This window comes from Pseudomonas sp. CFBP 13710, assembly GCF_014842235.1.
Lineage (GTDB): Bacteria > Pseudomonadota > Gammaproteobacteria > Pseudomonadales > Pseudomonadaceae > Aquipseudomonas > Aquipseudomonas baltica.
In genome coordinates this window covers 14109-35536 of sequence record NZ_JACYVJ010000003.1, presented here as the reverse complement: position 1 = coordinate 35536, position 21428 = coordinate 14109, and the positions used below count along the sequence as shown (strand labels likewise).

The 21428-nt window shown below is 63.1% G+C and carries 22 protein-coding genes; 6 read left to right on the top strand and 16 right to left on the bottom strand.

Annotation, left to right across the window (positions count from 1 at the left end; genetic code table 11):
- Positions 1 to 6 precede the first annotated feature (6 nt).
- The 7 genes from IFT44_RS08595 to glcD all read right to left on the bottom strand — a co-directional run bounded on the left by IFT44_RS08595 (position 7) and on the right by glcD (position 8695).
- The gene (locus tag IFT44_RS08595; protein ID WP_192138258.1) at positions 7 to 1335 is read right to left on the bottom strand and encodes an ATP-binding protein; all 1329 of its coding nucleotides are present in this window, start codon (positions 1333 to 1335) and stop codon (positions 7 to 9) included.
- Positions 1336 to 1364: 29 nt separating this feature from the next.
- The gene (locus tag IFT44_RS08590; RefSeq protein WP_192175762.1) at positions 1365 to 2111 is read right to left on the bottom strand and encodes a response regulator transcription factor; all 747 of its coding nucleotides are present in this window, start codon (positions 2109 to 2111) and stop codon (positions 1365 to 1367) included.
- Positions 2112 to 2223: 112 nt separating this feature from the next.
- Entirely contained in the window at positions 2224 to 4404 is a 2181-nt protein-coding gene (locus tag IFT44_RS08585) for a malate synthase G (protein ID WP_192102574.1), read from the bottom strand.
- Positions 4405 to 4434: 30 nt separating this feature from the next.
- The gene (locus IFT44_RS08580) at positions 4435 to 4836 is read right to left on the bottom strand and encodes a heme-binding protein (RefSeq protein ID WP_122474974.1); all 402 of its coding nucleotides are present in this window, start codon (positions 4834 to 4836) and stop codon (positions 4435 to 4437) included.
- 59 nt (positions 4837 to 4895) lie between these two features.
- The gene (gene glcF / locus IFT44_RS08575; protein ID WP_192175761.1) at positions 4896 to 6116 is read right to left on the bottom strand and encodes a glycolate oxidase subunit GlcF; all 1221 of its coding nucleotides are present in this window, start codon (positions 6114 to 6116) and stop codon (positions 4896 to 4898) included.
- Between the two features lie 18 nt (positions 6117 to 6134).
- The gene (glcE, locus tag IFT44_RS08570; protein ID WP_192102572.1) at positions 6135 to 7196 is read right to left on the bottom strand and encodes a glycolate oxidase subunit GlcE; all 1062 of its coding nucleotides are present in this window, start codon (positions 7194 to 7196) and stop codon (positions 6135 to 6137) included.
- Complete coding sequence (gene glcD, locus IFT44_RS08565; RefSeq protein WP_192102571.1) at positions 7196 to 8695, bottom strand: glycolate oxidase subunit GlcD; 1500 nt, start codon at positions 8693 to 8695, stop codon at positions 7196 to 7198. Before glcD ends, glcE begins: the two co-directional genes overlap by 1 nt.
- 198 nt (positions 8696 to 8893) lie before the next feature.
- Between glcD and glcC the strand changes: the two genes are divergently transcribed.
- Entirely contained in the window at positions 8894 to 9646 is a 753-nt protein-coding gene (glcC, locus tag IFT44_RS08560; protein ID WP_122474967.1) for a transcriptional regulator GlcC, read from the top strand.
- A 9-nt stretch (positions 9647 to 9655) separates the two neighbouring features.
- Here the strand turns inward: glcC and IFT44_RS08555 are convergent, their stop codons facing one another.
- The 3 genes from IFT44_RS08555 to IFT44_RS08545 all read right to left on the bottom strand — a co-directional run bounded on the left by IFT44_RS08555 (position 9656) and on the right by IFT44_RS08545 (position 11653).
- On the bottom strand, positions 9656 to 10516 hold the full coding sequence (locus tag IFT44_RS08555) for a DUF6279 family lipoprotein (RefSeq protein WP_192102733.1): 861 nt from the start codon (positions 10514 to 10516) through the stop codon (positions 9656 to 9658).
- Between the two features lie 67 nt (positions 10517 to 10583).
- Entirely contained in the window at positions 10584 to 11303 is a 720-nt protein-coding gene (locus IFT44_RS08550) for a TorF family putative porin (protein WP_122474965.1), read from the bottom strand.
- Between the two features lie 161 nt (positions 11304 to 11464).
- The gene (locus IFT44_RS08545; protein WP_177327984.1) at positions 11465 to 11653 is read right to left on the bottom strand and encodes a hypothetical protein; all 189 of its coding nucleotides are present in this window, start codon (positions 11651 to 11653) and stop codon (positions 11465 to 11467) included.
- A 215-nt stretch (positions 11654 to 11868) separates the two neighbouring features.
- On the opposite strand from IFT44_RS08545, the gene IFT44_RS08540 reads away from it, so the two are divergent.
- Complete coding sequence (locus IFT44_RS08540; protein ID WP_192102570.1) at positions 11869 to 12705, top strand: CvfB family protein; 837 nt, start codon at positions 11869 to 11871, stop codon at positions 12703 to 12705.
- Positions 12706 to 12726: 21 nt separating this feature from the next.
- Here IFT44_RS08540 and IFT44_RS08535 read toward each other — a convergent pair whose 3' ends face one another.
- Positions 12727 to 13107, bottom strand: coding sequence for a hypothetical protein (locus IFT44_RS08535; protein WP_192102569.1), 381 nt, complete (start codon positions 13105 to 13107; stop codon positions 12727 to 12729).
- A 217-nt stretch (positions 13108 to 13324) separates the two neighbouring features.
- Here IFT44_RS08535 and IFT44_RS08530 point away from each other — a divergent pair, with 217 nt between their 5' ends.
- Both IFT44_RS08530 and IFT44_RS08525 read left to right on the top strand, forming a co-directional pair.
- A complete protein-coding gene (locus IFT44_RS08530) occupies positions 13325 to 13516 on the top strand; it encodes a CsbD family protein (RefSeq protein WP_192058726.1) in 192 nt (63 codons plus the stop codon).
- A gap of 221 nt (positions 13517 to 13737) precedes the next feature.
- Entirely contained in the window at positions 13738 to 14715 is a 978-nt protein-coding gene (locus tag IFT44_RS08525) for a YihY/virulence factor BrkB family protein (RefSeq protein ID WP_185795101.1), read from the top strand.
- 16 nt (positions 14716 to 14731) lie between these two features.
- Here the strand turns inward: IFT44_RS08525 and IFT44_RS08520 are convergent, their stop codons facing one another.
- Positions 14732 to 15139 (bottom strand): GNAT family N-acetyltransferase, encoded by a 408-nt coding sequence (locus IFT44_RS08520; protein ID WP_342214277.1) that lies wholly within the window; start codon positions 15137 to 15139, stop codon positions 14732 to 14734.
- A gap of 119 nt (positions 15140 to 15258) precedes the next feature.
- Between IFT44_RS08520 and IFT44_RS08515 the strand changes: the two genes are divergently transcribed.
- Positions 15259 to 15894 (top strand): DUF998 domain-containing protein, encoded by a 636-nt coding sequence (locus IFT44_RS08515; RefSeq protein WP_122474955.1) that lies wholly within the window; start codon positions 15259 to 15261, stop codon positions 15892 to 15894.
- Positions 15895 to 15898: 4 nt separating this feature from the next.
- On the opposite strand, the gene IFT44_RS08510 is transcribed toward IFT44_RS08515, so the two are convergent.
- From IFT44_RS08510 to IFT44_RS08495, 4 genes are all read right to left on the bottom strand, one after another.
- On the bottom strand, positions 15899 to 16228 hold the full coding sequence (locus tag IFT44_RS08510; RefSeq protein ID WP_185795103.1) for a DUF202 domain-containing protein: 330 nt from the start codon (positions 16226 to 16228) through the stop codon (positions 15899 to 15901).
- The gene (locus tag IFT44_RS08505; RefSeq protein WP_122474951.1) at positions 16225 to 16626 is read right to left on the bottom strand and encodes a YidH family protein; all 402 of its coding nucleotides are present in this window, start codon (positions 16624 to 16626) and stop codon (positions 16225 to 16227) included. The genes IFT44_RS08510 and IFT44_RS08505 overlap by 4 nt, the downstream gene beginning before the upstream one ends.
- An 87-nt stretch (positions 16627 to 16713) precedes the next feature.
- Positions 16714 to 17904, bottom strand: a complete 1191-nt coding sequence (locus IFT44_RS08500; protein ID WP_192058781.1) for a sensor histidine kinase — start codon at positions 17902 to 17904, stop codon at positions 16714 to 16716.
- Between the two features lie 118 nt (positions 17905 to 18022).
- Positions 18023 to 20155: a putative bifunctional diguanylate cyclase/phosphodiesterase gene (locus tag IFT44_RS08495; protein ID WP_192175760.1), complete on the bottom strand. Its 2133-nt coding sequence runs from the start codon at positions 20153 to 20155 to the stop codon at positions 18023 to 18025.
- 185 nt (positions 20156 to 20340) lie between these two features.
- Here IFT44_RS08495 and IFT44_RS08490 point away from each other — a divergent pair, with 185 nt between their 5' ends.
- Positions 20341 to 21420 carry an MBL fold metallo-hydrolase gene (locus IFT44_RS08490; protein ID WP_185795105.1) on the top strand — a complete coding sequence of 360 codons (1080 nt, stop codon included), beginning with the start codon at positions 20341 to 20343 and terminating at the stop codon, positions 21418 to 21420.
- The last annotated feature ends 8 nt before the right edge of the window (positions 21421 to 21428 follow it).

Sequence of the window (21428 nt, the reverse complement as noted above, 5' to 3'; positions counted from 1 at the left end):
CGACGTTCAGCCTGGCAGGCGCACCAGGGCTGCCAGCCCCGGTGCGCGGTTTTCCAGCAGCAGTTCGCCGCCGTGGGCCTGTACGCAGGCGCGGGCAATCGCCAGGCCCAGGCCCAACCCGCCTCCCTGGCTGGGGTCGGCCCCGCCCTTGCCCAGTTGCACGAATGGCTCGAACACCTGTTGCAACCAGCCAGCGTCGATCCCCGGGCCGTGGTCGCGGATCTCGATGCACAGCCCACCGGAATCTTCGCGGTACAGGCGCAATCGCGCATCGCCGCCATGGCGCAAGGCGTTGTCGATCAGGTTGGTCAGGGCGCGCTTGAGCGCCAGTGGTCGGCAGCGACACGTCACGGGGGGCGAGCCTGCCCACTCGACGGGCGTGCCCAGGGTCTGGTAGCGCCGCGCCAGGTCTTCCAGCAGATCACTCAGCGACACCTCGGTAGTCGCTTCCTGCACCGCATCGCCGCGCACGAAATTCAGGGTTTCGCTGACCATTGCCCGCAACTCGTCGAGGCTATCGAGCATGTCCCCGCGCAGGGTCGGGTCCTCCAGCAACTCGACCTGCAGGCGCAACTCGGTGATGGGTGTGTTGAGGTCGTGGCTGAGGGCGGCCAGCATGCGCGTGCGGCCTTCGACATGCCGGGCGATCCGCGCCTGCATCACATTGAACGCCAGCGTCAGTTCCCGGGCTTCGCGCGGGCCGGACAGCAGCAGCGGCGCGATCCATTCGCCACGGCTGACCCGCTCGGTGGCCAGGGCCAGGCGCTTCACGGGCGCGACCACCCGGCGCATGAAGAAAGCCACGATCAACAATACCGGGATGGTGCTGACCGGCACGCTGTAGGCCAGCAGTCGGCCCCACTCATAGGCACCGGCCGGTGCCTGCTCGGCATTGAGCTGTGCGCCGTTGGGCAGGCTTATGGAGCTGCGCAGACGCAGCGCCTCCCAACCGGCGCGCTTGAACAGGTGCTCACGGGCCGGGCCGCCATTGCGCCGTTCCAGTTGCAGGACGACCACGGTGCCTTGCTGCAACTCCAGCCGCTGGCGAACGGCCTTGGCCAGGCGCTGTTCTTCACTGTGCATGACGAACGGCTGCACCTCGGCGTCGGGGGCGATCCAGAAACGTGTATCGGCAGTGGTCATGGCCTCGAGCAAGTGCTGCGCAGCGTCAGGGGGCAGATCGCGGGCGGCGTGGTAGGCGCTGGCCAGCCGCTCGACCACCAGCGTGCGCGACAGCGGGTGCACCAGCGAGCCGGTGCGTTGCAGCAGCAGCACGGCAATCAGGTTGGACGCCAGCAGTGCCAGCAGCAGCAGTACCGCCAGTTGGCGAGCCATGGTCTGGGGCCATGCTTTGCGCAGGCGCTTCATCCGGGCTGCTGGGCGACGTTGGCCGCCAGGCGATAGCCGCCACCCCACACCGTTTGCAGCAACAGGGGCTGCAGGGCGCTGTCGTCCAGCTTGCGACGCAGGCGGCTGATCTGCCGGTCGATGGCGCGATCGAACAGATCGCTGCCGGGCCGCGAGGTCAGTTCGATCAAGCGTTCGCGACCCAGCACGGTATTGGGATGATCCAGGAAGACTTCCAGCAAACGGCCTTCCACGGTGCTCAAGCGTACCTGGCTTCGATCTCGGCGGGTCAGCGTGTTACAGCCGCTGCGAAAGCTCAGGTCGGCGAACTGGTAGCAGCGCAAGGGCGCTGGCTGGGCTGGCGGCACGGCCGTCACCGTTGTGCCCAAGGTGCCACGCCGGCGCAGCACGCTGTGGATGCGCGCCACCAGTTCACGCGGCTCGAAGGGTTTGACCACGTAGTCGTCGGCTCCGGCATCCAGGCCCTGAACGCGGTCGGCGCAGGCATCGCGCGCGGTCAACAGGATGACCGCCGCCGTGGACTGGTGCGCCAGCGTGCGACACAGCTCGAACCCATCGCCGTCGGGCAGCATCACATCGAGGATCAGTACGTCGAACACGTCCTGCTTGAGCAGCGCCCACATGCCAGCTGCGTCTTCGGTGGTGCGCACGTCGAAACCGAAGCGGCGCAGGTAGATGGCCAGCGGCTCGCGGATCTTGCGGTGGTCATCGACCACCAGCAAACGAGGAGAGGAAGGATTCATGATGATTGCGTTCGCGGATGATTCTCATTCGGAACGCGATACTACAGCAAGCGGGAAACCGCCGCAGCAGTGCCGGGACAGGTCGGCGACAACCTTCCTATCCCGGCCGATGTCACGCCTGGGCGTTCTTGAATGCCAGGCGGAACCGGTGCAGCAACGGCTCGGTGTAGCCACTGGGCTGTTCGCCGCCCTGGAACACCAGCGCACTGGCCGCCGTGAAGGCCACCGAGCTCTGGAAGTCGGTCGCCATGGGGCGGTACGACGCGTCTCCGGCATTCTGCTGGTCGACCACCTTGGCCATGCGCTCCAGGGTTTCGACGATCTGCTCGCGGCTGACCACGCCGTGGAGCAGCCAGTTGGCCAGGTGCTGGCTGGAAATACGCAGGGTCGCGCGGTCTTCCATCAGCCCGACGTCGTGGATGTCCGGCACCTTGGAGCAACCGATGCCCTGTTCAACCCAGCGCACCACATAGCCCAGCAAGCCTTGGGCATTGTTGTCCAGTTCCTGACGGATCTCGTCCGCACTCCATTGCGCATTGGCTACCACCGGGATGGTCAGCAGGTTGTCCAGCAGGGCATCGTGCTCGCCTGCTGCGTCGATCTGCTCCAGGGTCTGCTGCACCTCACTGACGTTCACCTGATGATAGTGCAGGGCGTGCAACGTGGCCGCAGTGGGCGAGGGCACCCAGGCGGTGTTCGCGCCGGCCTTGGGGTGGCCGATCTTCTGCACCAGCATGTCGGCCATCAGGTCGGGCATCGCCCACATGCCCTTGCCGATCTGAGCCTTGCCGCGCAAGCCGCAGGCCAGTCCGGTGAGCATGTTGTTGCGCTCGTACGCGGCAATCCAGGCACTGCCCTTCATGTCACCCTTGCGCATCATCGGCCCAGCCTGCATGGCGCTGTGGATCTCGTCGCCGGTGCGGTCGAGGAAGCCGGTGTTGATGAACGCCACGCGGGTCGAGGCTGCGCCAATGCAGGCCTTGAGGTTCACCGAGGTGCGGCGTTCCTCGTCCATGATGCCGATCTTCAGGGTATTGCGCGAAAGCTGGAGCAGGTCTTCGATGGCAGCGAACAGCTTGTCCGCGAAGGCCACCTCGGCCGGGCCGTGCATCTTCGGCTTGACGATATAAAGGCTGCCGGTGCGCGAGTTGCCCTTGCGCTCCAGGTCGTAGCGTCCGATCAGGCTGGTGACCACGCCGTCCAGGATACCCTCGGGGATCTCCCGGCCTTCATCGTCGAGAATTGCCGGATTGGTCATCAGGTGCCCGACGTTGCGGATCAACAACAGCGAACGGCCGTGCAGGGTCAACCCGCCGCCTGCCGGCGTGTGGTACTGACGGTCCGGATTGAGCCGGCGGGTGATGCGCTGGCCGCCTTTTTCCAGCTCCTCGGTCAGATCGCCGCGCATCAGGCCCAGCCAGTTGCGATAGATCGCCACCTTGTCGCTGGCATCCACCGCCGCCACCGAGTCCTCGCAGTCGATGATGGTCGAAAGGGCCGCTTCGAGCAGCAGGTCCTTCACGCCTGCCGCGTCGGTACGTCCGATCGGTGAGGTCGGGTCGATCTGGATTTCGATGTGCAGGCCATGATGCTTGAGCAGCACGGCAACCGGTTGCTGCGCATCGCCCTGGAAGCCGACGAACTGGCTCGGCTCGGCCAGCGCGCTGACGCTGCCGTCGACCAGGCTCACCTGCAACTGGCCACCCTCGATCCGGTAGCCGTTGGCGTCGCGGTGCGATCCGTTGGCCAGCGGGGTGCTCTGGTCGAGCAGGGCGCGGGCGAAGGCAATCACGCGGTCGCCGCGAACCTGGTTGTAGCCTTGGCCCTTGCTTGCGCCATCGCTTTCCGGGATGGCGTCGGTGCCATACAGCGCGTCGTACAGCGAGCCCCAGCGGGCATTGGCCGCGTTCAGGGCGTAGCGGGCATTGGTCGACGGCACCACCAGTTGCGGGCCGGCCACCCGGGCGATCTCGTCATCGACATCGCAGGTGCTGATCTCGACGCGGTCGGGCTGTGTCAGCAGGTAGCCGATGGACTGCAGGAAGCTGCGGTAGGCAGCCGGGTCCTGGATCGGTCCGGGGTGGGCGCGGTGCCAGTTGTCCAGTTCGGTCTGCAAGCGATCGCGCTCGGCCAGCAGCAGGCGGTTCTGCGGCGCGAATTCATGGACCAAGGCGTCGAAGCCGGTCCAGAACGCTTCGGATTCCAGCCCGCTGCCAGGCAATACTTCGTTCTCGATGAAATCGTACAGGGTGGCGTCGACCTGCAGACGCTGGGCTCTCATGCGGTGCTTCATTGCAGTCTCCTCGAATACGGGGGCGGGAATTCAGACCAGGGCAGCGGCGCCGGCCTTGGCGACCTGCGCATCCTCACCGGGCTTGACCCCGGACACGCCGACCGCGCCGATGACCTGGCCTTCGTGGATCAGTGGCACGGCACCTTCCAGGCAGGTCATGAGGTTACCCGACAGGAACGCGGTACGTCCGTTGTTGACCATCTCTTCGAACACTACCGATTCCTTGCGCCCCAGGGCCGAGGTGCGCGCCTTGCCCGGCGCGATGTAGGCCGTGCTGGCAGCGGCGCCGTCCAGGCGTTCGAACGCCAGCAGATGGCCACCGTCGTCGACCACGGCAATGCCCACTGCCCAGTTGTTCTTCTGCGCTTCGGCGCGTGCTGCGGCGAGGATGCGGATGACGTCTTCGTGGCCAAGAATCGCTTTGCTTTGCATGGGCTTCTCCAGTTCTATTGTCGAGAGGTTCAAAGTGCAGTGCATTCAAAAATATGGGGTCAGTCGGCCATGGCCTGTTCGACCAGTTCGATCCAGTGCCGTACCGGGGTGCGCGCGGCCCCGTCCAGATGGTTCTGGCAACCGATGTTGGCAGTGGCGATCACCTGGGGTGCGCCGCTTTCCAGGGCATTGAGGCGATTGTCGCGCAACTGCCGCGACAACACCGGCTGAGTCACCGAGTAGGTACCCGCGGACCCGCAGCACAGGTGGCCGTCCGGTACGTCGGTCAAATGAAAGCCCAGCCGACGCAGCAGGTGTTCGGTCACGCCACCCAGCTTCTGCGCATGTTGCAATGTACACGGGCAGTGAAAGGCCAGGCGCAGGTCGGTATGAACGGCCAGTTGCTCCACCGGCTCGTCGCGCAACACTTCGACCAGGTCCTTGGCCAGGCGGCTGACCGTCTGGGCCTTCGCTGCGTAGGCCGGATCCTGTTCCAGCAGGTGGCCATAATCCTTGATGAAAGCACCACAGCCACTGGCTGTCTGCACGATGGCTTCGGCGCCTGCTTCGATTGCAGGCCACCAGGCGTCGATGTTGTGTCGGGCGCGCTGCAGGCCACGGGCCTGGTCGTCCAGATGGTAATCCACCGCGCCGCAGCAAGCGGCCTGGCGAACCGCCGTGACGCTGATGCCCAGGCGGTCCAGCACTCGCGCGGCGGCGGCATTGGTGTTGGGCGACAGCCCGGGCTGCACACAGCCTTCGAGCATCAGCACCCTACGCGCGTGCCGCGTGGCAGGCCGCGGCACGGCAGCATGCACCTGACGCGGCAGCTTGTCCTTTAGGCGTTGCGGCAGCAGTGGACGAAAGGTCTGGCCGAGCTGGATCAGCGCCTTGAAAGCGGTCGGGTGCGGGGCCAGCGCACGCAGACCGCCGCGCAGCCAGCGTTGCTCGACCGGCCGCGGCACCGCCTGATCCACCACAGCACGGCCAATGTCCAGCAAGTTGTGGTAGTCCACCCCCGAAGGGCAGGTGGTCTCGCAGTTGCGGCAGCTCAGGCAGCGATCGAGGTGCTGCTGCGTGTGCGCCGTCACCTCGTGGCCTTCGAGCACCTGCTTGATCAAATAGATGCGCCCGCGCGGGCCGTCCAGTTCGTCGCCCAGCAGTTGATAGGTAGGGCAGGTGGCATTGCAGAAGCCGCAGTGCACGCAGCTGCGCAGAATGCGCTCGGCTTCCTCGGTACGCGGCAGCAGGCGGGCCTGATCACTCAATTGGGTCTGCATGGGTTCACGGCTCCTGGTTCACAGCTGCGCGTAGAGGCGGCCGGGGTTGAAGATGCCCTGTGGGTCCAACTGCGTCTTGAGCTGGCGGTGGTAGCGCAGCAGCAGCTCGGGCAAGGGTTGAAACGGCTCGGGGGTGACGCCTGTGGTGTAGCAGGTGGCATGCCCGCCGACTGCCTCGACCACCTGGCGAATCGACGCGGCGCTGGCGTTGGATTTCAGCCAGCGCTGGGCACCGCCCCAGTCGATCAGTTGTTTGCCCGGTAGCTGCAAGGCAGCGGTGTTGTTGGGCAGCGACAATCGCCAGAGCGCTTCGGGCTGCGCGAAGAAGGGCAGCCGATGCTCGTTCAGCTCATCCCAGAACGCCGAGTCGATGGGCTCGCCGCCGATGCGCTCGTGGGCCGCAGCCACCGAGCCTTCGCCGCCCTCCAGGCGCAGATAGAGCACCTCATCGCTGTGGCATGCGGCACTGATCGGCATCGGCTGCTGGCCCCATTCGGCGAGCTTGAGCAAGGCGCGCTCGGCGTCGCAGGCCAGCTTGATGCTGAAACAGGCACGCGGCTTGGGCAGTACCTTGAGCGACACCTCGGTCAGCACGCCCAGCGTGCCGAAACTGCCGGTCAGCAACCGGGACAGGTCGTAGCCGGCGACGTTCTTCATCACCTCGCCGCCGAAGCGCAGGTGCTTGCCCAACCCGGTGATGACCCGCGTGCCCAGTACATAGTCGCGGGCGGAACCGGCCCAGGGACGACGTGGCCCCGACAGTCCGGCCGCAACCGTGCCGCCCAGGGTGGCCTGCTCGCCATAGGCCGGTGGCTCGAAAGGCAACATCTGCCCGGCCTGCTCAACGGCGGCGCGCAGGGCCTGCAAGGGCGTGCCGGCCCGTGCGGTGATCACCAGCTCCGTAGGGTCGTAGCTGACGATGCCGCAGTGCGCGCGCGTATCGAGGTGCTCGCCGGCACCGATGCAGCCCAGGAAGGCCTTGCTGTTGCCGCCCTGGATGCACAAGGGGCGGTCGTCGGCCAGCGCCTGCCGAACCTGATCCAGCAGTTGCCCGCTGGCGTCCAAATCGCTGCCGGTCATCAGAAGCGCTCCAGATCAGGGAATGGCAGTTGCCCATGGTGGATATGCATGCCGCCGAATTCGGCACAGCGCTGCAGGGTCGGAATGTTCTTGCCGGGATTGAGCAGCCGATCGGGGTCGAACGCGGCTTTTACCGCATGGAACAGCGTCAGCTCGTCACTGTTGAACTGGGCGCACATCTGATTGATCTTCTCCCGCCCCACACCGTGTTCGCCGGTGATGCTGCCGCCCACCGCCACGCACAGCTCCAGGATCTGCCCGCCGAGCGCTTCGGCACGTTCGAGCTCACCGGCCTGGTTGGCATCGAACAGAATCAGCGGGTGCATGTTGCCGTCCCCGGCATGAAACACGTTGGCCACGCGCAGGCTGTATTGTTCGGAAAGCTCGGAGATGCCCTTGAGCACGCCCGGCAGGGCGCGACGCGGAATGGTGCCGTCCATGCAGTAGTAGTCGGGCGAGAGTCGGCCGACGGCGGGGAAAGCATTCTTGCGCCCCGCCCAGAAACGCAGGCGTTCGGCCTCGTCGCGGGCCTGGCGGACCTCGGTCGCGCCGGCCTCCGTCAGCACCTGATAGACGCGCTGGCAATCGTCGTGCACATCGGCTTCCACGCCATCGAGCTCGCACAGCAGGATCGCTTCGGCGTCCACCGGGTAGCCGGCATGGATGAAGTCTTCGGCGGCGCGAATGGCCAGGTTGTCCATCATTTCCAGGCCGCCGGGAATGATCCCTGCGGCAATGATGTCGGCCACGGCGGCGCCGGCCTTTTCCACCGAATCGAAGCTGGCCAGCAGCACCTTGGCCACCTGCGGCTTGGGCAGCAGCTTGACGGTCACCTCGGTGATGATGCCCAGCATGCCTTCGGACCCGGTGAACAGCGCCAGCAGATCGAAACCGGGCGAGTCGAGGGCATCGCTGCCCAGGGTCAGGCGTTCACCCTCGATGGTCAGCATCTGCACCTTGAGCAGGTTGTGCACGGTCAAACCGTACTTGAGGCAGTGCACGCCACCAGCGTTTTCCGCGACGTTGCCGCCAATCGAGCACGCGATCTGTGACGAAGGGTCGGGGGCGTAGTACAGGCCGAAGGGCGCCGCCGCCTGCGAGATCGCCAGGTTGCGCACGCCAGGCTGCACGCGCGCCCAGCGCCCAGCGGGGTCGATCTCGAGAATCTGCTTGAAGCGCGCCATCACCAGCAGCACGCCCTGTTCGAGCGGCAGGGCGCCCCCCGACAGTCCGGTACCTGCTCCACGTGCGACGACGGGCACCTTTTGCGCGTGGCACAACCTGAGCAGAGCCTCAATTTGCTCGATACGCTCGGGCAACACCACCAGCAGCGGTACGGTGCGATAGGCACTGAGCCCGTCGCACTCGTAAGGGCGCAGGTCTTCGGTGCGATGCAGTACGGTAAGGTCGGGGATGCGGGAGTGCAGTGCCTGCACCAGCGCGGCCTTGTCGACCTTGGGCAGGACGCCGTCGATGCGTTCGTCGTAGAGAATGTTCATGGGCGCAGGCCACCGGCTTGTCGTTCTTATGCGCTCAACAGTGGTCGCAAACACCAGGCCTGTCTACGGGCTGAACCACTGGTAGGACCAGTTCTTTTGGTCGGGGGGCTTCTATCGAAGCGTCTACTGGCTTATTTTTGGAGGGTCGTCGAACGTTTGACGACAGTCTCGGCCGATGGTCCTACCAGCAGGCATGGCATGCACAACAAACCTCAAGTCGCCGATGTAGTGTGCGAGCGCATCGAGCGGCTCATCGTCGATGGCATTCTCAAGACCGGACAACCACTGCCGTCGGAACGGCGTCTGGTGGAAAAGCTCGGTGTGTCGCGCAACGCGCTGCGCGAGGGCCTGAAGCTGTTGCGCGCCCGTGGCATCATCGCCACCGAGCAGGGCCGCGGTTCGTTCGTCGCGTCGCTGTCGCCTGCCAACGATGCCACGCCCCTGATGCACCTGTTCAGTTCCCAGCCGCGTACGCTCTATGACCTGTTCGAAGTGCGTTCGCTGCTCGAAGGCGAGTCGGCACGGCTGGCCGCACTGCGCGGTACCCAGGCTGATTTTGTGTTGATCGAGCGCAGCTACCAGGCGCTGCTGGCGGCCCATGACCAGCCGCTGGACGCCACCCGGCATGCGCACCTGGACCACGCTTTTCACCTGGCCATCTGCGATGCCTCGCACAATCCAGTGCTGGTACAGACGCTGCGCTCGTTGACCGACCTGCTGCTCAACTCGGTGTTTGCCTGCGTGAACAACCTGTACCACCGCCAGCCGCAGAAACAACAGATCGACAAGCAACACGCCAGGCTTTACACCGCAGTGATCAATCGCCAGCCCGAGCAGGCACGCAAGGCAGCCGTGGCGCATATCGAGAGCATCTGCGCCAACCTGCGGGAAATCGAAGGGGAAGAGCAGCGTCTGGTACGTGCCACGCTGCGTCTGGAAGGCTGGGCCTGAAGCAGCGGATCAGGCGTTCTTCAGGCACTTGAGGTTGGCAAAGTCTTCGCGTAGTTCACCCAGCCTGCGCTCGATACGCTCGCGTTGTTCAGGCGTACTGTCGGCCGCAAGGCCGCTCATCAGGTCGATGGCTGCCTGCTCGGTACGGGCATAGGCCAGCTTGTATTGCGGGGTCCACACCGCTTCGCGCTGTTGCAGCAATTGCGCGATCCGCGCCGGGAATTCCGCCGACTGGCGCTGCTGCAAGGCGGCCATGAACTGCGCCTGCCAATGCTCGCGGTTGTCGATCCATTCACGATTCTGCTCGCCCAGGCTCTGCGACCAGGCCTGCACGCGCTGCTGCTGTGTATCGGTGAGCTTGCCGAACCAAGGTGTCAGACGCTTGCTCATGCGCTTGGCGCGTTCGTCGATCTGCGCCTGCAGTGGCGGCTCCACGTATTCCTTGCGGCGCTTGACCAGATCCTCGTTGAGCGCCTGCTGCAGGGCGCGCACCTGATTGTCGTCCAGGCCCTGCAGCAACTCGACCGCCGAGGGCGTAACCTGCACCGCAATGGCCGAGATCGCCTGTTTGGCCTCGGCGGTGCGTTCGCGCAGCGCCGGCGCAGTCACTTGCTGCTCGGCGACCATGCGCTGGACCTTGTCCAGCCACTGGAGGTTGTCGGCCAGTTGCGTGGTGCAGTGCCAGCGCAGATGCTCCTTGAGGCGTTCGTCGAACCAGTTCTTCTGTTCGCGATTCATGTCCAGGTAGTCGTTCATCGACCAGGGAATGATCACGTCCAGATTGCGATAGGCCAGGTCCACTCGTGTGCAGCCACTGAACACCAGGCACAGGCCCATGAGCAGCACACAATGCGACAAGCGACGAAACAAAGGATTCATGGCAGCGGTCCGTGCGATGGCGTTGTTGTGGTTATAGAGCCATGCCGGTGCGTGCGGTTCAGAAAAACGCGTGTTGGGCCTTGAGCATGAACATGCTGTCACACTGGCCATTCTGGCCTGAATAGGCAGCGCAATTGGCGCCACTCAGGTCCGAGCCACTGTAGATGAAATCCAGGTCGAAGCTGCCGATCGGCCGTGACATCTGCAGCGACCAGTCGTTGAATGCCCGCACTTCCTGCCCCTCGCCAATGGTGAACGGGGTGGTGAGCTGATGGTTGCTGACCTTCATGGTAAAGCCCACATCCAACAGGGGCAGGCCGCCCAGGTCGGCGAACAGCGTGCTGTTCTGGCCGTCGGGGGTATTGTTGAACGCGGCTCCGAAGCGCCGATCCAGCACGCGCAGGCCGGCGTAGAACGCATGCGTCGAAGGGGCATCCAGCTCGGGGTAGCTGTACTGGATCACGCCCACTTCATAGCCCAGCGAATTATCAAACGGATGCTTGTAGCCCATATAGGAATCCACCTCCAGATTGCTGGAGGAGGTGAGGCCCATGTTGGGCGACCATTGGCCGAAATACAGACCGCTGTCGTGGGTCAGGTCCAGCCCGCCATGGAAGGAACTGCCGGCGCTTGGCTGCACCAGGCCCACGGCCATGCTGCGCGACGGTGTAGTGCCGAGCTTGAGGTTGAAATCGCCGATGTCACGTTGAATGACCTGGGCGCATAGGGAAGGGGGGACCACGAGTCCGGCTATCAATAACCAGCTGGGTCTGAGCATACCTACCTCCAGTAAGCCTGGACGGCCCGATCTAGAAGGGTGCAAGCATACCGCTCATGGGCGGCGTCACGCTGCCATTCGTCGATTCAGGGGGGATGAGGGTGATGCGAGGAGTTACATGACGCTGAAGTTTTGCCCGGCGCCACGGCCGGGCCGCAAACTTACTTCTTGCCCAGGCTGATGTGCTTGGACGGGGTGAAGGTCTGGCCGCTCACGCCCTTGGCAATCTGCTGGATCTCGCCACCGGACTTGAGAAACGCAGCAATCTGTTCGTTGATCGACTCGCTGGTTTCTACGGCTGGAGCGGGTTTGACTTTGCTGTTGGATGCTTTAACGCGCATGGCTGCCATTAACCTGTCAAAAATTAATATGGCCAGGCATTGTACATGATTTATCCCCTCTCGGCTGGGCTATATGGACCAGCGGTGGCAGTGGCATCCCCTGTGATCAAGGTTTTGTCCAGCAAGGTTCCGGCGTACCAATACCTGTCGCGCAAGGCGCCTTGCGCAGCGAACCGAAGGGTTCTCGGGTAGAATGCCGAGCCAGGTGACGAGGAAAATTCGAAATGGCTTTAGTCGGGCGCTACAACGCATTGCAAGTGGTAAAACATACGGACTTCGGGCTGTATCTGGACGGCGGCGCAGACGGCGAGATCCTCTTGCCCAATCGCTACATTCCCAAGGATATTCCCAGCGAAGACGAAGACTGGCTGAACGTCTTCGTGTATCTGGACAGCGAAGACAAACTGCTGGCCACCACTGAAAAGCCCAAGGTTCAGGTGGGTGAGTTCGCCAGCCTCAAGGTCGTCGAGATCAACAGCATTGGCGTCTTCCTCGACTGGGGGCTGCCCAAGGACCTGCTGCTGCCGTTCTCCGAAGAAAAACGCCAGATGAAAGCGGGCGAGTACTGCGTGGTACACGTGTACCTGGACAAGCGTACGCGCCGCATTACGGCCACCGCCCGCCTGGATCGCTACCTCGACAAGCTGCCGCCGGCCTATCAGGTAGGCCAGGAAGTCGATCTGCTGGTGGTCGAAGAAACCGACATGGGCTTCAAGGCCATCATCAACAACGCCCATTGGGGCTTGATCCACAAGAACGAAGTGTTCAAGTTCCTGCGCTCCGGCAAGCAGGAGAAGGGCTACATCAAGGAGCTGCGCGGCGACGGCAAGATTGCCCTGAGCCTGCAGCCCATCGGCGCGCAGCTCACCAGCAGCCTCAACGCCCAGATCCTCGACAAGCTGCGCGACAACCAGGGCACCCTGGCGGTCAGCGACAAGAGCGATCCGCAGGTGATCAGCGACCTGTTTGGTGTCAGCAAGGGCAACTTCAAGAAGGCCATCGGCGCCCTGTACAAGGACGGCCAGATCGTCATCCACGCCGACCGTATCGAACTGGTCTGAAGCCCGTCACGCAGGCCGCTTTCAGGCCTGCAGGAACGGCGCGAAGCCGACGCCGCTGCCGGTGGGGCGCACATCCTTGAGGAACGAATCCTTGTCGGCGCTCAGCTCGAGGCTGACCGTCGACTTGCGTTTGCCGGCGTTGCGCACCACCAGCCCTTCCATGTGTTCACGTAAAAACGCCGTGGTCACTTTCAGGTGCAGTAGCTGATCACTGGAAGGAGTATGCAGCAGCAGGTGAATCCATTCGTACTGGCCGATCTGCATGCGTGCCACAGGGATGTCGAACCACCAGATGTTGCGTTTGGCGTCCAGCACGGTGAAATGGCAGTTGTTGACGCCGAGCACCGCGCCACCCAGTTCCTTGTTGCGACGGGCGATGGCTTGGGGTTTGTCGAGTTTCATGAAAATTCCTACAGGTATGACGCTTCGGCGCACTGGCCGAATCCGACCGGCATTCTGCGGGCAAATCGGCCGAACATAAAGCGCGGGCAAAACCCATGTGCCTGCCGCACGACCACGGCGTCTTTTGCCACGCAAAATAATTTGAAACTCTGGATGGCCGGTGCCGGTCAATTCCTGTGTCGAGACAAGACATTCCTACATGACCAGGAGACATACCATGAGCGGCACTTCAGACAAGATCAAAGGCGTAGCCAACGAAGCAGTCGGCAACCTCAAGCAAGGCGTGGGCAAAGTCACCGGTAGCGACAAACTGCAGGTTGAAGGTGCAGTGCAAGAGAAGAAAGGCGAAGCCCAGCAAGTAGAAGGCGAAGTCAAGAACACTGTGAAAGACGCTGTAAATAAACACTGAGGCAGCGTGTTTCCTGCCTGAGTGAAGTTCGCCAACGGTCATCAAACGATGGCCGTTGTGCTATTGGGCGGACACGGACGTACATACTCTGATTGTCGTTTTTCCTGCAGCTTTACGGTAGAAAGCGTGCCGCTACAAGCCTGCCGCGGCTGCCTGACTCAGTTGAGCTGCGCATCCACTCAGGCAGGGTATTCGAAAGTCGAGTGGCGCAAGGAGACGCTATGCTATTTCCCCACATGAACAACCTGCCTTTCATGAAGGTCATGGTTCGCACGGTCAAGGAATTCGTCGACGACGAAATGCCTACTTATGCTTCGGCATTGGCCTACCAGATGTTGTTCTCGCTATTCCCTTTTCTTCTTTTCCTGATTGCCTTGATCGGCTTCCTGCATCTGCCGGACTTCTTCTCGTGGATGCGTCTGCAATCCGAGTTGGTGCTGCCGCCACAGGCGTTGGAACAAGTCAATCCGGTGATCGACCAGTTGCAGCAGTCCAAAGGTGGTTTGCTCTCCATCGGTATCGTGGTTGCGCTGTGGACTGCCTCGGCAGGCGTGCGACTGACCATGAGCGCAATGAACGCTGCCTATGATGTAGTCGAAGAACGTCCGGCCTGGAAGCGCATTCCCCTGTCGATTCTGTACACCATCGGCCTTGCCGGGATGCTGTTGTGCGTAGCGGCCTTGATGGTCACCGGTCCCCAGGTCATGCAGTGGCTGGCCGGGCAGATCGGCATGGAAGATTTCATCGTCACGCTGTGGACCATCCTGCGCTGGCCACTGATCGTCATCCTGCTGATGATCGCCGTTGCGGTGATCTACTACGTCATGCCTGACGTGAAGCAGGAATTCCGCTTCATCACGCCTGGCTCGATGCTCGCCGTGGTGGTGTGGATCGTCGCGTCGCTGGGCTTTGCCTACTACGTGAAGACGTTCGCCGACTACAACGCCATGTACGGCAGCATTGGCGCGATCATCGTGTTGCTGTTGTATTTCTACATCTCTTCTGCGGTGCTGTTGCTCGGTGCCGAGATGAATGCGGTGATCGAGCACATGTCGGCCGAGGGCAAGGACAAGGGTGCCAAAGACCCTGAAGATACCACCCCCGCTGTGGACCAGACCGGGACCGTGCCCACGGGCGAGAAGGACCTGCGTGCAAGTCCTGCCACGCCGTCATCGGTTGCAGCGCGCCCGCAGCCTTGAGCCGAGGCTATGCAGATCAAGCGGCAGTCGGACGCACCAGGGCCAGCAAGTTCTTGCTGGCTCGGTAGCGCTGCAGGCGCTGGGTCAGCTCGGCAGGCAGAGTGGTTGCATCCTCGAAGCCGGCGCTCAGGTAGAAACCACGCAACGGCGGTTCGCAAAACAACCATACCGGCCCGCCCAGCGTAGCCTGGGCGGTGCTGAGCAAGCGTCGGCCCAAGCCCTTGTTGCGCTGATCGACAGCCACGTGCAGGCCGGTTAACCAGTGCCCGCCGGCCACCGGCAGGAAGTTCGAACCTGCAACGATTCCGTCGCTCCGTGCTACCCACCAGCGGGCGTTGCCCACGCTGCGCATCCGACTGCTCTGCAGCTTGTAGAACTTGTCCAGCAGCGGTCGCGCACAGGTCGGTAGTTCGATGAATTCCACGTAAAATGTGTCCTGTTATTGCCAAAGCGCCGGGTTTGCCCAATGGCGGGAGAAATTGCTTCGTGACCGCACCGGCGCTGTAGTAAGGTCCGGGCCTCTTTTTATGACGGAGATGCGCTGTGCAGCAGCCGATTCGCAAATTACTCTATCTGGCTGGCCTGATCAGCCCGCTATGGCTGGCCGCCAGCCTCATCGTGACCGGCAGCTTGTACGCTGGGTACAGCCACATCGATCAGGCGATGGGTCTGTTGGGCGCCATCGATGCACCCACCCACGCCCTCTGGGCCTGGCTCGGTCATTACCCGCTGGGCCTGTTGTCGATAGCGTTCGGTATTGGCCTGTACGCGGGCCATGCTCATCTGCGCCTTGCGCGGCTGAGCGCCTCGCTGATCATCGTGCACGGTGTGGCGAGCCTAGCCGCTGGGTATTTCACCTGCGACGCCGGCTGTTCCCTGCAATACCCCTCGACACAGCAGAACCTGCATACCATCGCCAGCGTGATCATGTCGGCAAGCCTGTTGCTCGCCAGTGCGCTGTGGATTGTCGTGGCACGCCGCGAGGGCCGCAAGGGCTTGGTCTGGTTGTCCCTGATCTGTAGCCTGTTTGCGCTGGGCTGCCTGCCGTGGATGGCAGCAGCGATGGACGTTGGCCGTGGCTTCGGCCTGTTCCAGCGGGTCAACTACTTCGCTTCACTGGTGTGGGTCGCCGGGCTGGCGTGGGCATTGCTCAAGGCCGAGCGCAACGAATACGCCTGAGGCTTCAGGTCATCAAGGTGATCCAGATCGCCGCGCCGCCGATCACCGTGACCATGCTGCCCAGGCCAAGCACGCCCGTTACGTCGGCCGGGAAGCGCGCGCGGCTGATCCCTTCCACCCTGCAGCGGTATCGGCGCCGTTGGCTCAGCCAGATCAGCAGCGCTCCCAGCAAAGTGAATGCGATCAGGCCACCGGCGAAGCGCCCGTGGTAGGGCATCCAGCGCAGAAAGAACAGACTCGCCACCAGCATCGCCAACAGGGTCCGTCCCCACGCCAGCAACGTCCGTTCAGGCTGCAGGCCTTCGTCCTGATGTCCCGCTTGCAGCAGGCTCATCGCAATACGACGAAGGCTATCAGCGCTGCCGTGACCAACGCACCGCCGATGGACAGCAGCGGCACCAGCAACGGAATGGGCAAGGGCTGCTTGTGACGCATCGCCCGCTCCACGTTCAGCCAGCGCAGGCTCGCACTGGCACTGAGCAGCATGCCCAGCAGCAGCAGGATGACCGCCAGGCTCTTGCGAAACTCGGGTGCGAACACGTCCGCAGTGAATGCTTCGACAGCGATGCCGCCAGCCATCAAGGCCAGGGCTGTACGAATCCAGGCCAGAAACGTGCGTTCGTTGGCCAACGTGAAACGTGGGTCGGGCTCGCTGCCGCCCGTGAGCAGCTTCAGCTGTCGCGCGCTGCGTTGGCCATGAGTGGGGGGGATCCCGGGGTCAGGTCTCGCCATGTGGGTGCCAGGCAGGGTGTGGAGGTAGGGCGATGCTACCATCGCCAGCCGTCGTGCCGGCCACTTTCCGCGTAGCAGGCCCAGGCCTCAGTCGCGGTCGGTGTTCACGGGCAGGTGGAAGCTGAACTGCGTACCGTCTTCATCGCTCGACGCGACTTCCAGTCGACCGGCGTGGGCCAGGGCGATCTGATAGGCAATGTACAAACCCAGTCCAAGGCCCCCGCGCGGGCTGCGCACACTGGGCCGGGCAAAGGGTTTGAACAACTGCGAGCGCACGTTTTCAGCGATCGCCGGCCCCTGATTATGCACCGACAGGGTGAATGCCTGATTGGACAGTCGGCCGCACACGCGCACCTCGCTGTCCGGAGCACCGTGGATGATCGCGTTGGACACCAGGTTGGAAAGCAGTTGGCCAATACGCTCCTTGTCGCATAGCACGCCTTGCAGATCATCGACATCCATCGTGATGACCCGGTCGGGGTGAATGCGCTGCAGCTCGGAGACCACGTGCTCCAGGCTCCGCGTCAGGTCGGCGTCGGGCTGCAGGTCCACCACGATGCCGGCACCGAGTCGTCCACGGGCAAAATCCAGCACATCTTCGATCAGCTGCGAGGCGCGACGTGCACTGGTCTGGATATGCTTGACGATACCCAGGCTGCGCTCATCGGTGACGCGTCGCTGCAACAGCTCCGAGCCGGCGTTGATGGCAAACAGCGGATTGCGCAAGTCATGGCCGAGCACCGCAATGAACTGATCACGCAGATCGGCCATTTCACGCTCTTCCAGTAACGCGGTAGCCGTGCGCTGGTGCTGTTCTTCATTCTCCATCTGCAGCGACAGCAATCGCGAGAACGATTCCATCATGGGTTCGATGGTGCTGCCTTTGAGGCAGGTAGGCCGTGGATCGAGCGCACAGATGGTGCCGAAAAAGCTGCCATCGGCGCGGAATATAGGCGTCGATATATAGCTTTCGAACTTGTAGATGCGCGGAGTGTGATGGTTGCAGTACACCTCGTCTTCGCTGACCTTGTCGATGATGACGGTCTGCTGACTGACGCGTATCTCGTGACACAAGGTAGTGGTCACGTCCAGTTCGTCGCCGACACCCAAGCCAAAGCCGATGCTGTCGAGCACCGCGCACGTGGTCCACGAATCTTCGGTAACTCTGGCTACCGCTGCAAAACGCATCCCGGTGGTTTCGCAGATGACCTGCAGGATTGCCGGGACCGCGTCGATACGCGCGAGGGTGGCTATGTCGGCTGCTGCAGTCGTGCCCATGGAGTGTCCACTGTGGTTGCGCATGCCGGAACCATTGGCTGGTCGTGTCCGGACGGTGCACCGATTCTAGCGATGCCGTTCGAGCCTGTAAAAAAATCTTGAGTCCGCACGGCTTATATCAGCTGTAATTACGTGCCTGCGGTACCTCACGAACCCTGCGCAAGGCGCTCTGCTGCTTGAGCAATGGCTCCAGCGCCAGGTGATCCAGAGCGGTGCTCAAATGATCGCCTTGTACCTCTGCGCATCCTTCTTGCTGCAGGCAGAGTAGCGGTTGCTGGGTATCGACACCGGCGCCGATCACACGAACACCCATGGCCTTGCCCAGGTCGATCATGCCGCGCACCATGGCGCGGTCCCTCGGGTTGTCGGTCATGCCGGCCACGAAACGTCGTTCGATCTTCAACCCATCGAAGGGATACAGACGCAGGTATCCCAGGGAGCAGTAGCCACTGCCGAACTCATCGAGAATCAGCCCGGTACCCAGTTCCTTCAGTGCGGTCAGTGCACCTACGGCACCGTCGGCACAGCCCAGCATGACCTGCTCGGCAACCTGCACCTGCAGACGGCTGGCAGGCAAGCGGGCTTCTGCCAGCGCGTCACGAACATCGCGAGAAACATCCCCGCGGCTGAAATGCGCCGGTGCCAGGCTCAGCGACACGGCAATCGACTGTGGCCAATGGCGTGCTGCCTTGCAGGCCTCGCCCAACATCCAGCGGCCGATCGCTACGATCAAGTCGCTGCGCTCGGCCAAAGGCAGGAAAACGTCCGAGGTGAGCAAGCCTTCGACCGGGTGCTGCCAGCGCAGCAGTGCCTCGACCGCGACCACTCGGTCGGCCTCGGCGCTATACCTGGGCTGAAACTGCAGCAGCAGTTGTTCATGGCGTATGGCTGATGCCAGATCGGTTTCCAGTTGCCTGAGTTGGTTCTGTCGGTCCAGCGCCGGGGCAAAATGCTGCCAGCTGCCGGCGCCTTGAGCCTTGGCCTGACGCAGGGCGACGTCCGCGCAGCGCTTCCACTCGCTGGCATCGCCACGTGCGGGCCGGTCGTGAACCACGCCGATATTCACACCCACCTGTAGCTGTCTGATGCCATGCGCGATCGGGCGCTGGATGTTGTCGATCAGGCGCTGACAGAAATGCTCGATCTCGATCATCTCGTCGATGCTGGCCAGCACGAGCATGAACTGCCCGGCGTGCAGGCGTGTCACCAGATCATTGCTGCGCGTGCTGTCGCGCAGGCGACTGGCGACTGTGCGCAGAACACATTCGCGTGCGGGCTTGTCCAGGGTTTGCTGCGCTGCGTCAAACCCTTCCAGGTCCAGCAGCAGCACGGTCAATGGCAGCGGACGAAGACGATCGGCCAGGGTCTGGTCGAGGAACCGCGTCAGGGCATGCTCATCACCCAGGCCCGTCACGGCATCGTGGGTGGAGCGGTGGGCCAGTTGGGTCTGGGCGCTGACATGGTCGGTGACGTCGACCACCGTACCGCGGTAACCGACCACACGTGATTCATGCAAGATGGGCCGTGCTGCAATGCGACTCTGGCGGGTCTGTCCCGCGCTGTCGCGGTAGCTGCAGCGCAACTGACCAGTCCCTGCTGCTGCGGCGGTGCTTCCCAACTGTTGCAGCCATTGGCCCGGAGGGAGGGTTTCGCACTGCAGCAGCAATTCAATCGGCTGGCCCAGCCAGGCATCACCTGCCAAACCGGTGGAAGCGGTAAATTCCGATGATAGATAACTGACCCGTAGGAACTCGTCGGTTTCCCATATCCAGTCGGAACTGGCACGGGTCAGGTCATACAGGCGCTCTTCGCTCGATTGCAGGGCTCGATGCCTGTCCTGCAATCGTGCATGATCCCGGTCGATGTCACGCAAGCTGCGCAAGGTCCTGAGCAGCAGCCCGCCGGAGACGATCAGCACGACGAGCAACAGTGCGGCAATCGTCGCCGGCGACATCGCCCAGAGCGGCTCGCTGCCCGGTGGAGGCGTCTGCACGGGCAGTCCCGAGCCGGCTTCTTCGAGGGAAATCAGCGGCCGGCCACTGTTATCCCCCAGATCGTGCTCGCCGCTCAAGCTGTTCGCGGCGACCGTCTCTGCCGAAGGATCGCTGGCATGATCCGTCGCGGCGGGAACGCCGAGCACGGCACTGCCGGCAATCAACACACTGGCAAGGATGGGCAGCACGAACGCCAGCACCAGAAGCCGTGCATGGCGTAAGTAGCGGGAGGGGTTGGCGGCATCAACAGCATTCATGAGCAGCGGTCCTTGCGAACAGACGTTTCCTGATCCCATTCGGACGGCTGCGGCGGCGACATGGTTCCCGCCGGGCGACCAAGCGCCGATGCAGGCACCTTCTCGGCGCTCGGGGCCGGGCACGGGCTTCTCACGCCAGGCCGAAAGCGTATGCTGTAGCACGCATCTTCCAGCCAGAGGGCTGCATGAATATTCCACTGCTTTTCGGAGTGCTTGCGCTTATGACGTCGTTTTCACCTAACGCCGAAGAACTGCCAACCTCGTTGCGCGAGGACGGCCAGTATCGCAATCAGGTGGTCCTGCCCAAGGACGGCTTCATGAAGAAGCTGCGCATCGGCATCAAGTACCTGCTGTTGAGCAAGCCGCCAGGCACCCGTCCGCAGGCGGCATTGCCGGTCGAACGCCTGTCTCGCCAGCAACTGCTGGCGGCGCCGGACCACAGCCTGTGGCGGTTGGGGCACTCGACCGTGCTGCTGAAGATGAATGGCCAGTTCCTGGTGACCGACCCGGTCTTTTCCGAGCGCGCCTCGCCTGTGCAGTGGGCAGGCCCATTGCGCTTCCATCAGCCACCGATCAGCATCGCCGACCTGCCGCCGATCAAGGCCGTCATCCTCTCCCACGACCACTACGACCATCTGGACGAGCAGGCGATCAAGGCGCTGGCAGACAAGACCGAATACTTCCTGACCACCCTGGGCGTGGGCGACCGCCTGCTCGACTGGGGCGTGCCCGCCAGCAAGGTGCGTCAGCTGGACTGGTGGCAGGAAACCGAAGTGGGCGGGTTGCGTCTGGTGGCGACCCCATCGCAGCATTTCTCCGGGCGCAGCCTGTTCGACAGCAACAGCACGCTATGGGCATCGTGGGTGATCATCGACAAGGACTTCCGGCTGTTCTTCAGCGGCGATACCGGTTACTTCCCGGGCTTCAAGCAGATCGGCGAACGGTTCGGGCCCTTCGACCTTACCCTGATGGAAACCGGTGCCTACAACGTCGCCTGGCCGAACGTGCACATGCAGCCCGAAGAATCCCTACAGGCGCACCTGGACCTGCGCGGCAAGACGCTGCTGCCGATCCACAATGGGACCTTCGACCTTTCGATACACGATTGGCACGAACCTTTCGATCGCATCAGCGCACTTGCGCAGGCCAAGAGCGTGCCGTTGAGCACGCCGCGCATGGGGGAGCGGGTCGACATGCGCAATCCCCAGGCCGGTGTGCACTGGTGGGAGCAGGTCGACTCACCGGCCCCCGTGGCTACACCCTGATGCAGCCC

What these genes read in the sequence shown, in the direction of transcription:
- IFT44_RS08595 (WP_192138258.1), bottom strand. Translation starts at nt 1,335, where the DNA reads ATGGCTCGCCAACTGGCGGTACTGCTGCTGCTGGCACTGCTGGCGTCC.
- IFT44_RS08590 (WP_192175762.1), bottom strand. Translation starts at nt 2,111, where the DNA reads ATGAATCCTTCCTCTCCTCGTTTGCTGGTGGTCGATGACCACCGCAAG.
- IFT44_RS08585 (WP_192102574.1), bottom strand. Translation starts at nt 4,404, where the DNA reads ATGAAGCACCGCATGAGAGCCCAGCGTCTGCAGGTCGACGCCACCCTG.
- IFT44_RS08580 (WP_122474974.1), bottom strand. Translation starts at nt 4,836, where the DNA reads ATGCAAAGCAAAGCGATTCTTGGCCACGAAGACGTCATCCGCATCCTC.
- glcF (WP_192175761.1), bottom strand. Translation starts at nt 6,116, where the DNA reads ATGCAGACCCAATTGAGTGATCAGGCCCGCCTGCTGCCGCGTACCGAG.
- glcE (WP_192102572.1), bottom strand. Translation starts at nt 7,196, where the DNA reads ATGACCGGCAGCGATTTGGACGCCAGCGGGCAACTGCTGGATCAGGTT.
- glcD (WP_192102571.1), bottom strand. Translation starts at nt 8,695, where the DNA reads ATGAACATTCTCTACGACGAACGCATCGACGGCGTCCTGCCCAAGGTC.
- glcC (WP_122474967.1), top strand. Translation starts at nt 8,894, where the DNA reads ATGCACAACAAACCTCAAGTCGCCGATGTAGTGTGCGAGCGCATCGAG.
- IFT44_RS08550 (WP_122474965.1), bottom strand. Translation starts at nt 11,303, where the DNA reads ATGCTCAGACCCAGCTGGTTATTGATAGCCGGACTCGTGGTCCCCCCT.
- IFT44_RS08545 (WP_177327984.1), bottom strand. Translation starts at nt 11,653, where the DNA reads ATGGCAGCCATGCGCGTTAAAGCATCCAACAGCAAAGTCAAACCCGCT.
- IFT44_RS08540 (WP_192102570.1), top strand. Translation starts at nt 11,869, where the DNA reads ATGGCTTTAGTCGGGCGCTACAACGCATTGCAAGTGGTAAAACATACG.
- IFT44_RS08535 (WP_192102569.1), bottom strand. Translation starts at nt 13,107, where the DNA reads ATGAAACTCGACAAACCCCAAGCCATCGCCCGTCGCAACAAGGAACTG.
- IFT44_RS08530 (WP_192058726.1), top strand. Translation starts at nt 13,325, where the DNA reads ATGAGCGGCACTTCAGACAAGATCAAAGGCGTAGCCAACGAAGCAGTC.
- IFT44_RS08525 (WP_185795101.1), top strand. Translation starts at nt 13,738, where the DNA reads ATGCTATTTCCCCACATGAACAACCTGCCTTTCATGAAGGTCATGGTT.
- IFT44_RS08510 (WP_185795103.1), bottom strand. Translation starts at nt 16,228, where the DNA reads ATGAGCCTGCTGCAAGCGGGACATCAGGACGAAGGCCTGCAGCCTGAA.
- IFT44_RS08505 (WP_122474951.1), bottom strand. Translation starts at nt 16,626, where the DNA reads ATGGCGAGACCTGACCCCGGGATCCCCCCCACTCATGGCCAACGCAGC.
- IFT44_RS08500 (WP_192058781.1), bottom strand. Translation starts at nt 17,904, where the DNA reads ATGGGCACGACTGCAGCAGCCGACATAGCCACCCTCGCGCGTATCGAC.
- IFT44_RS08495 (WP_192175760.1), bottom strand. Translation starts at nt 20,155, where the DNA reads ATGAATGCTGTTGATGCCGCCAACCCCTCCCGCTACTTACGCCATGCA.
- IFT44_RS08490 (WP_185795105.1), top strand. Translation starts at nt 20,341, where the DNA reads ATGAATATTCCACTGCTTTTCGGAGTGCTTGCGCTTATGACGTCGTTT.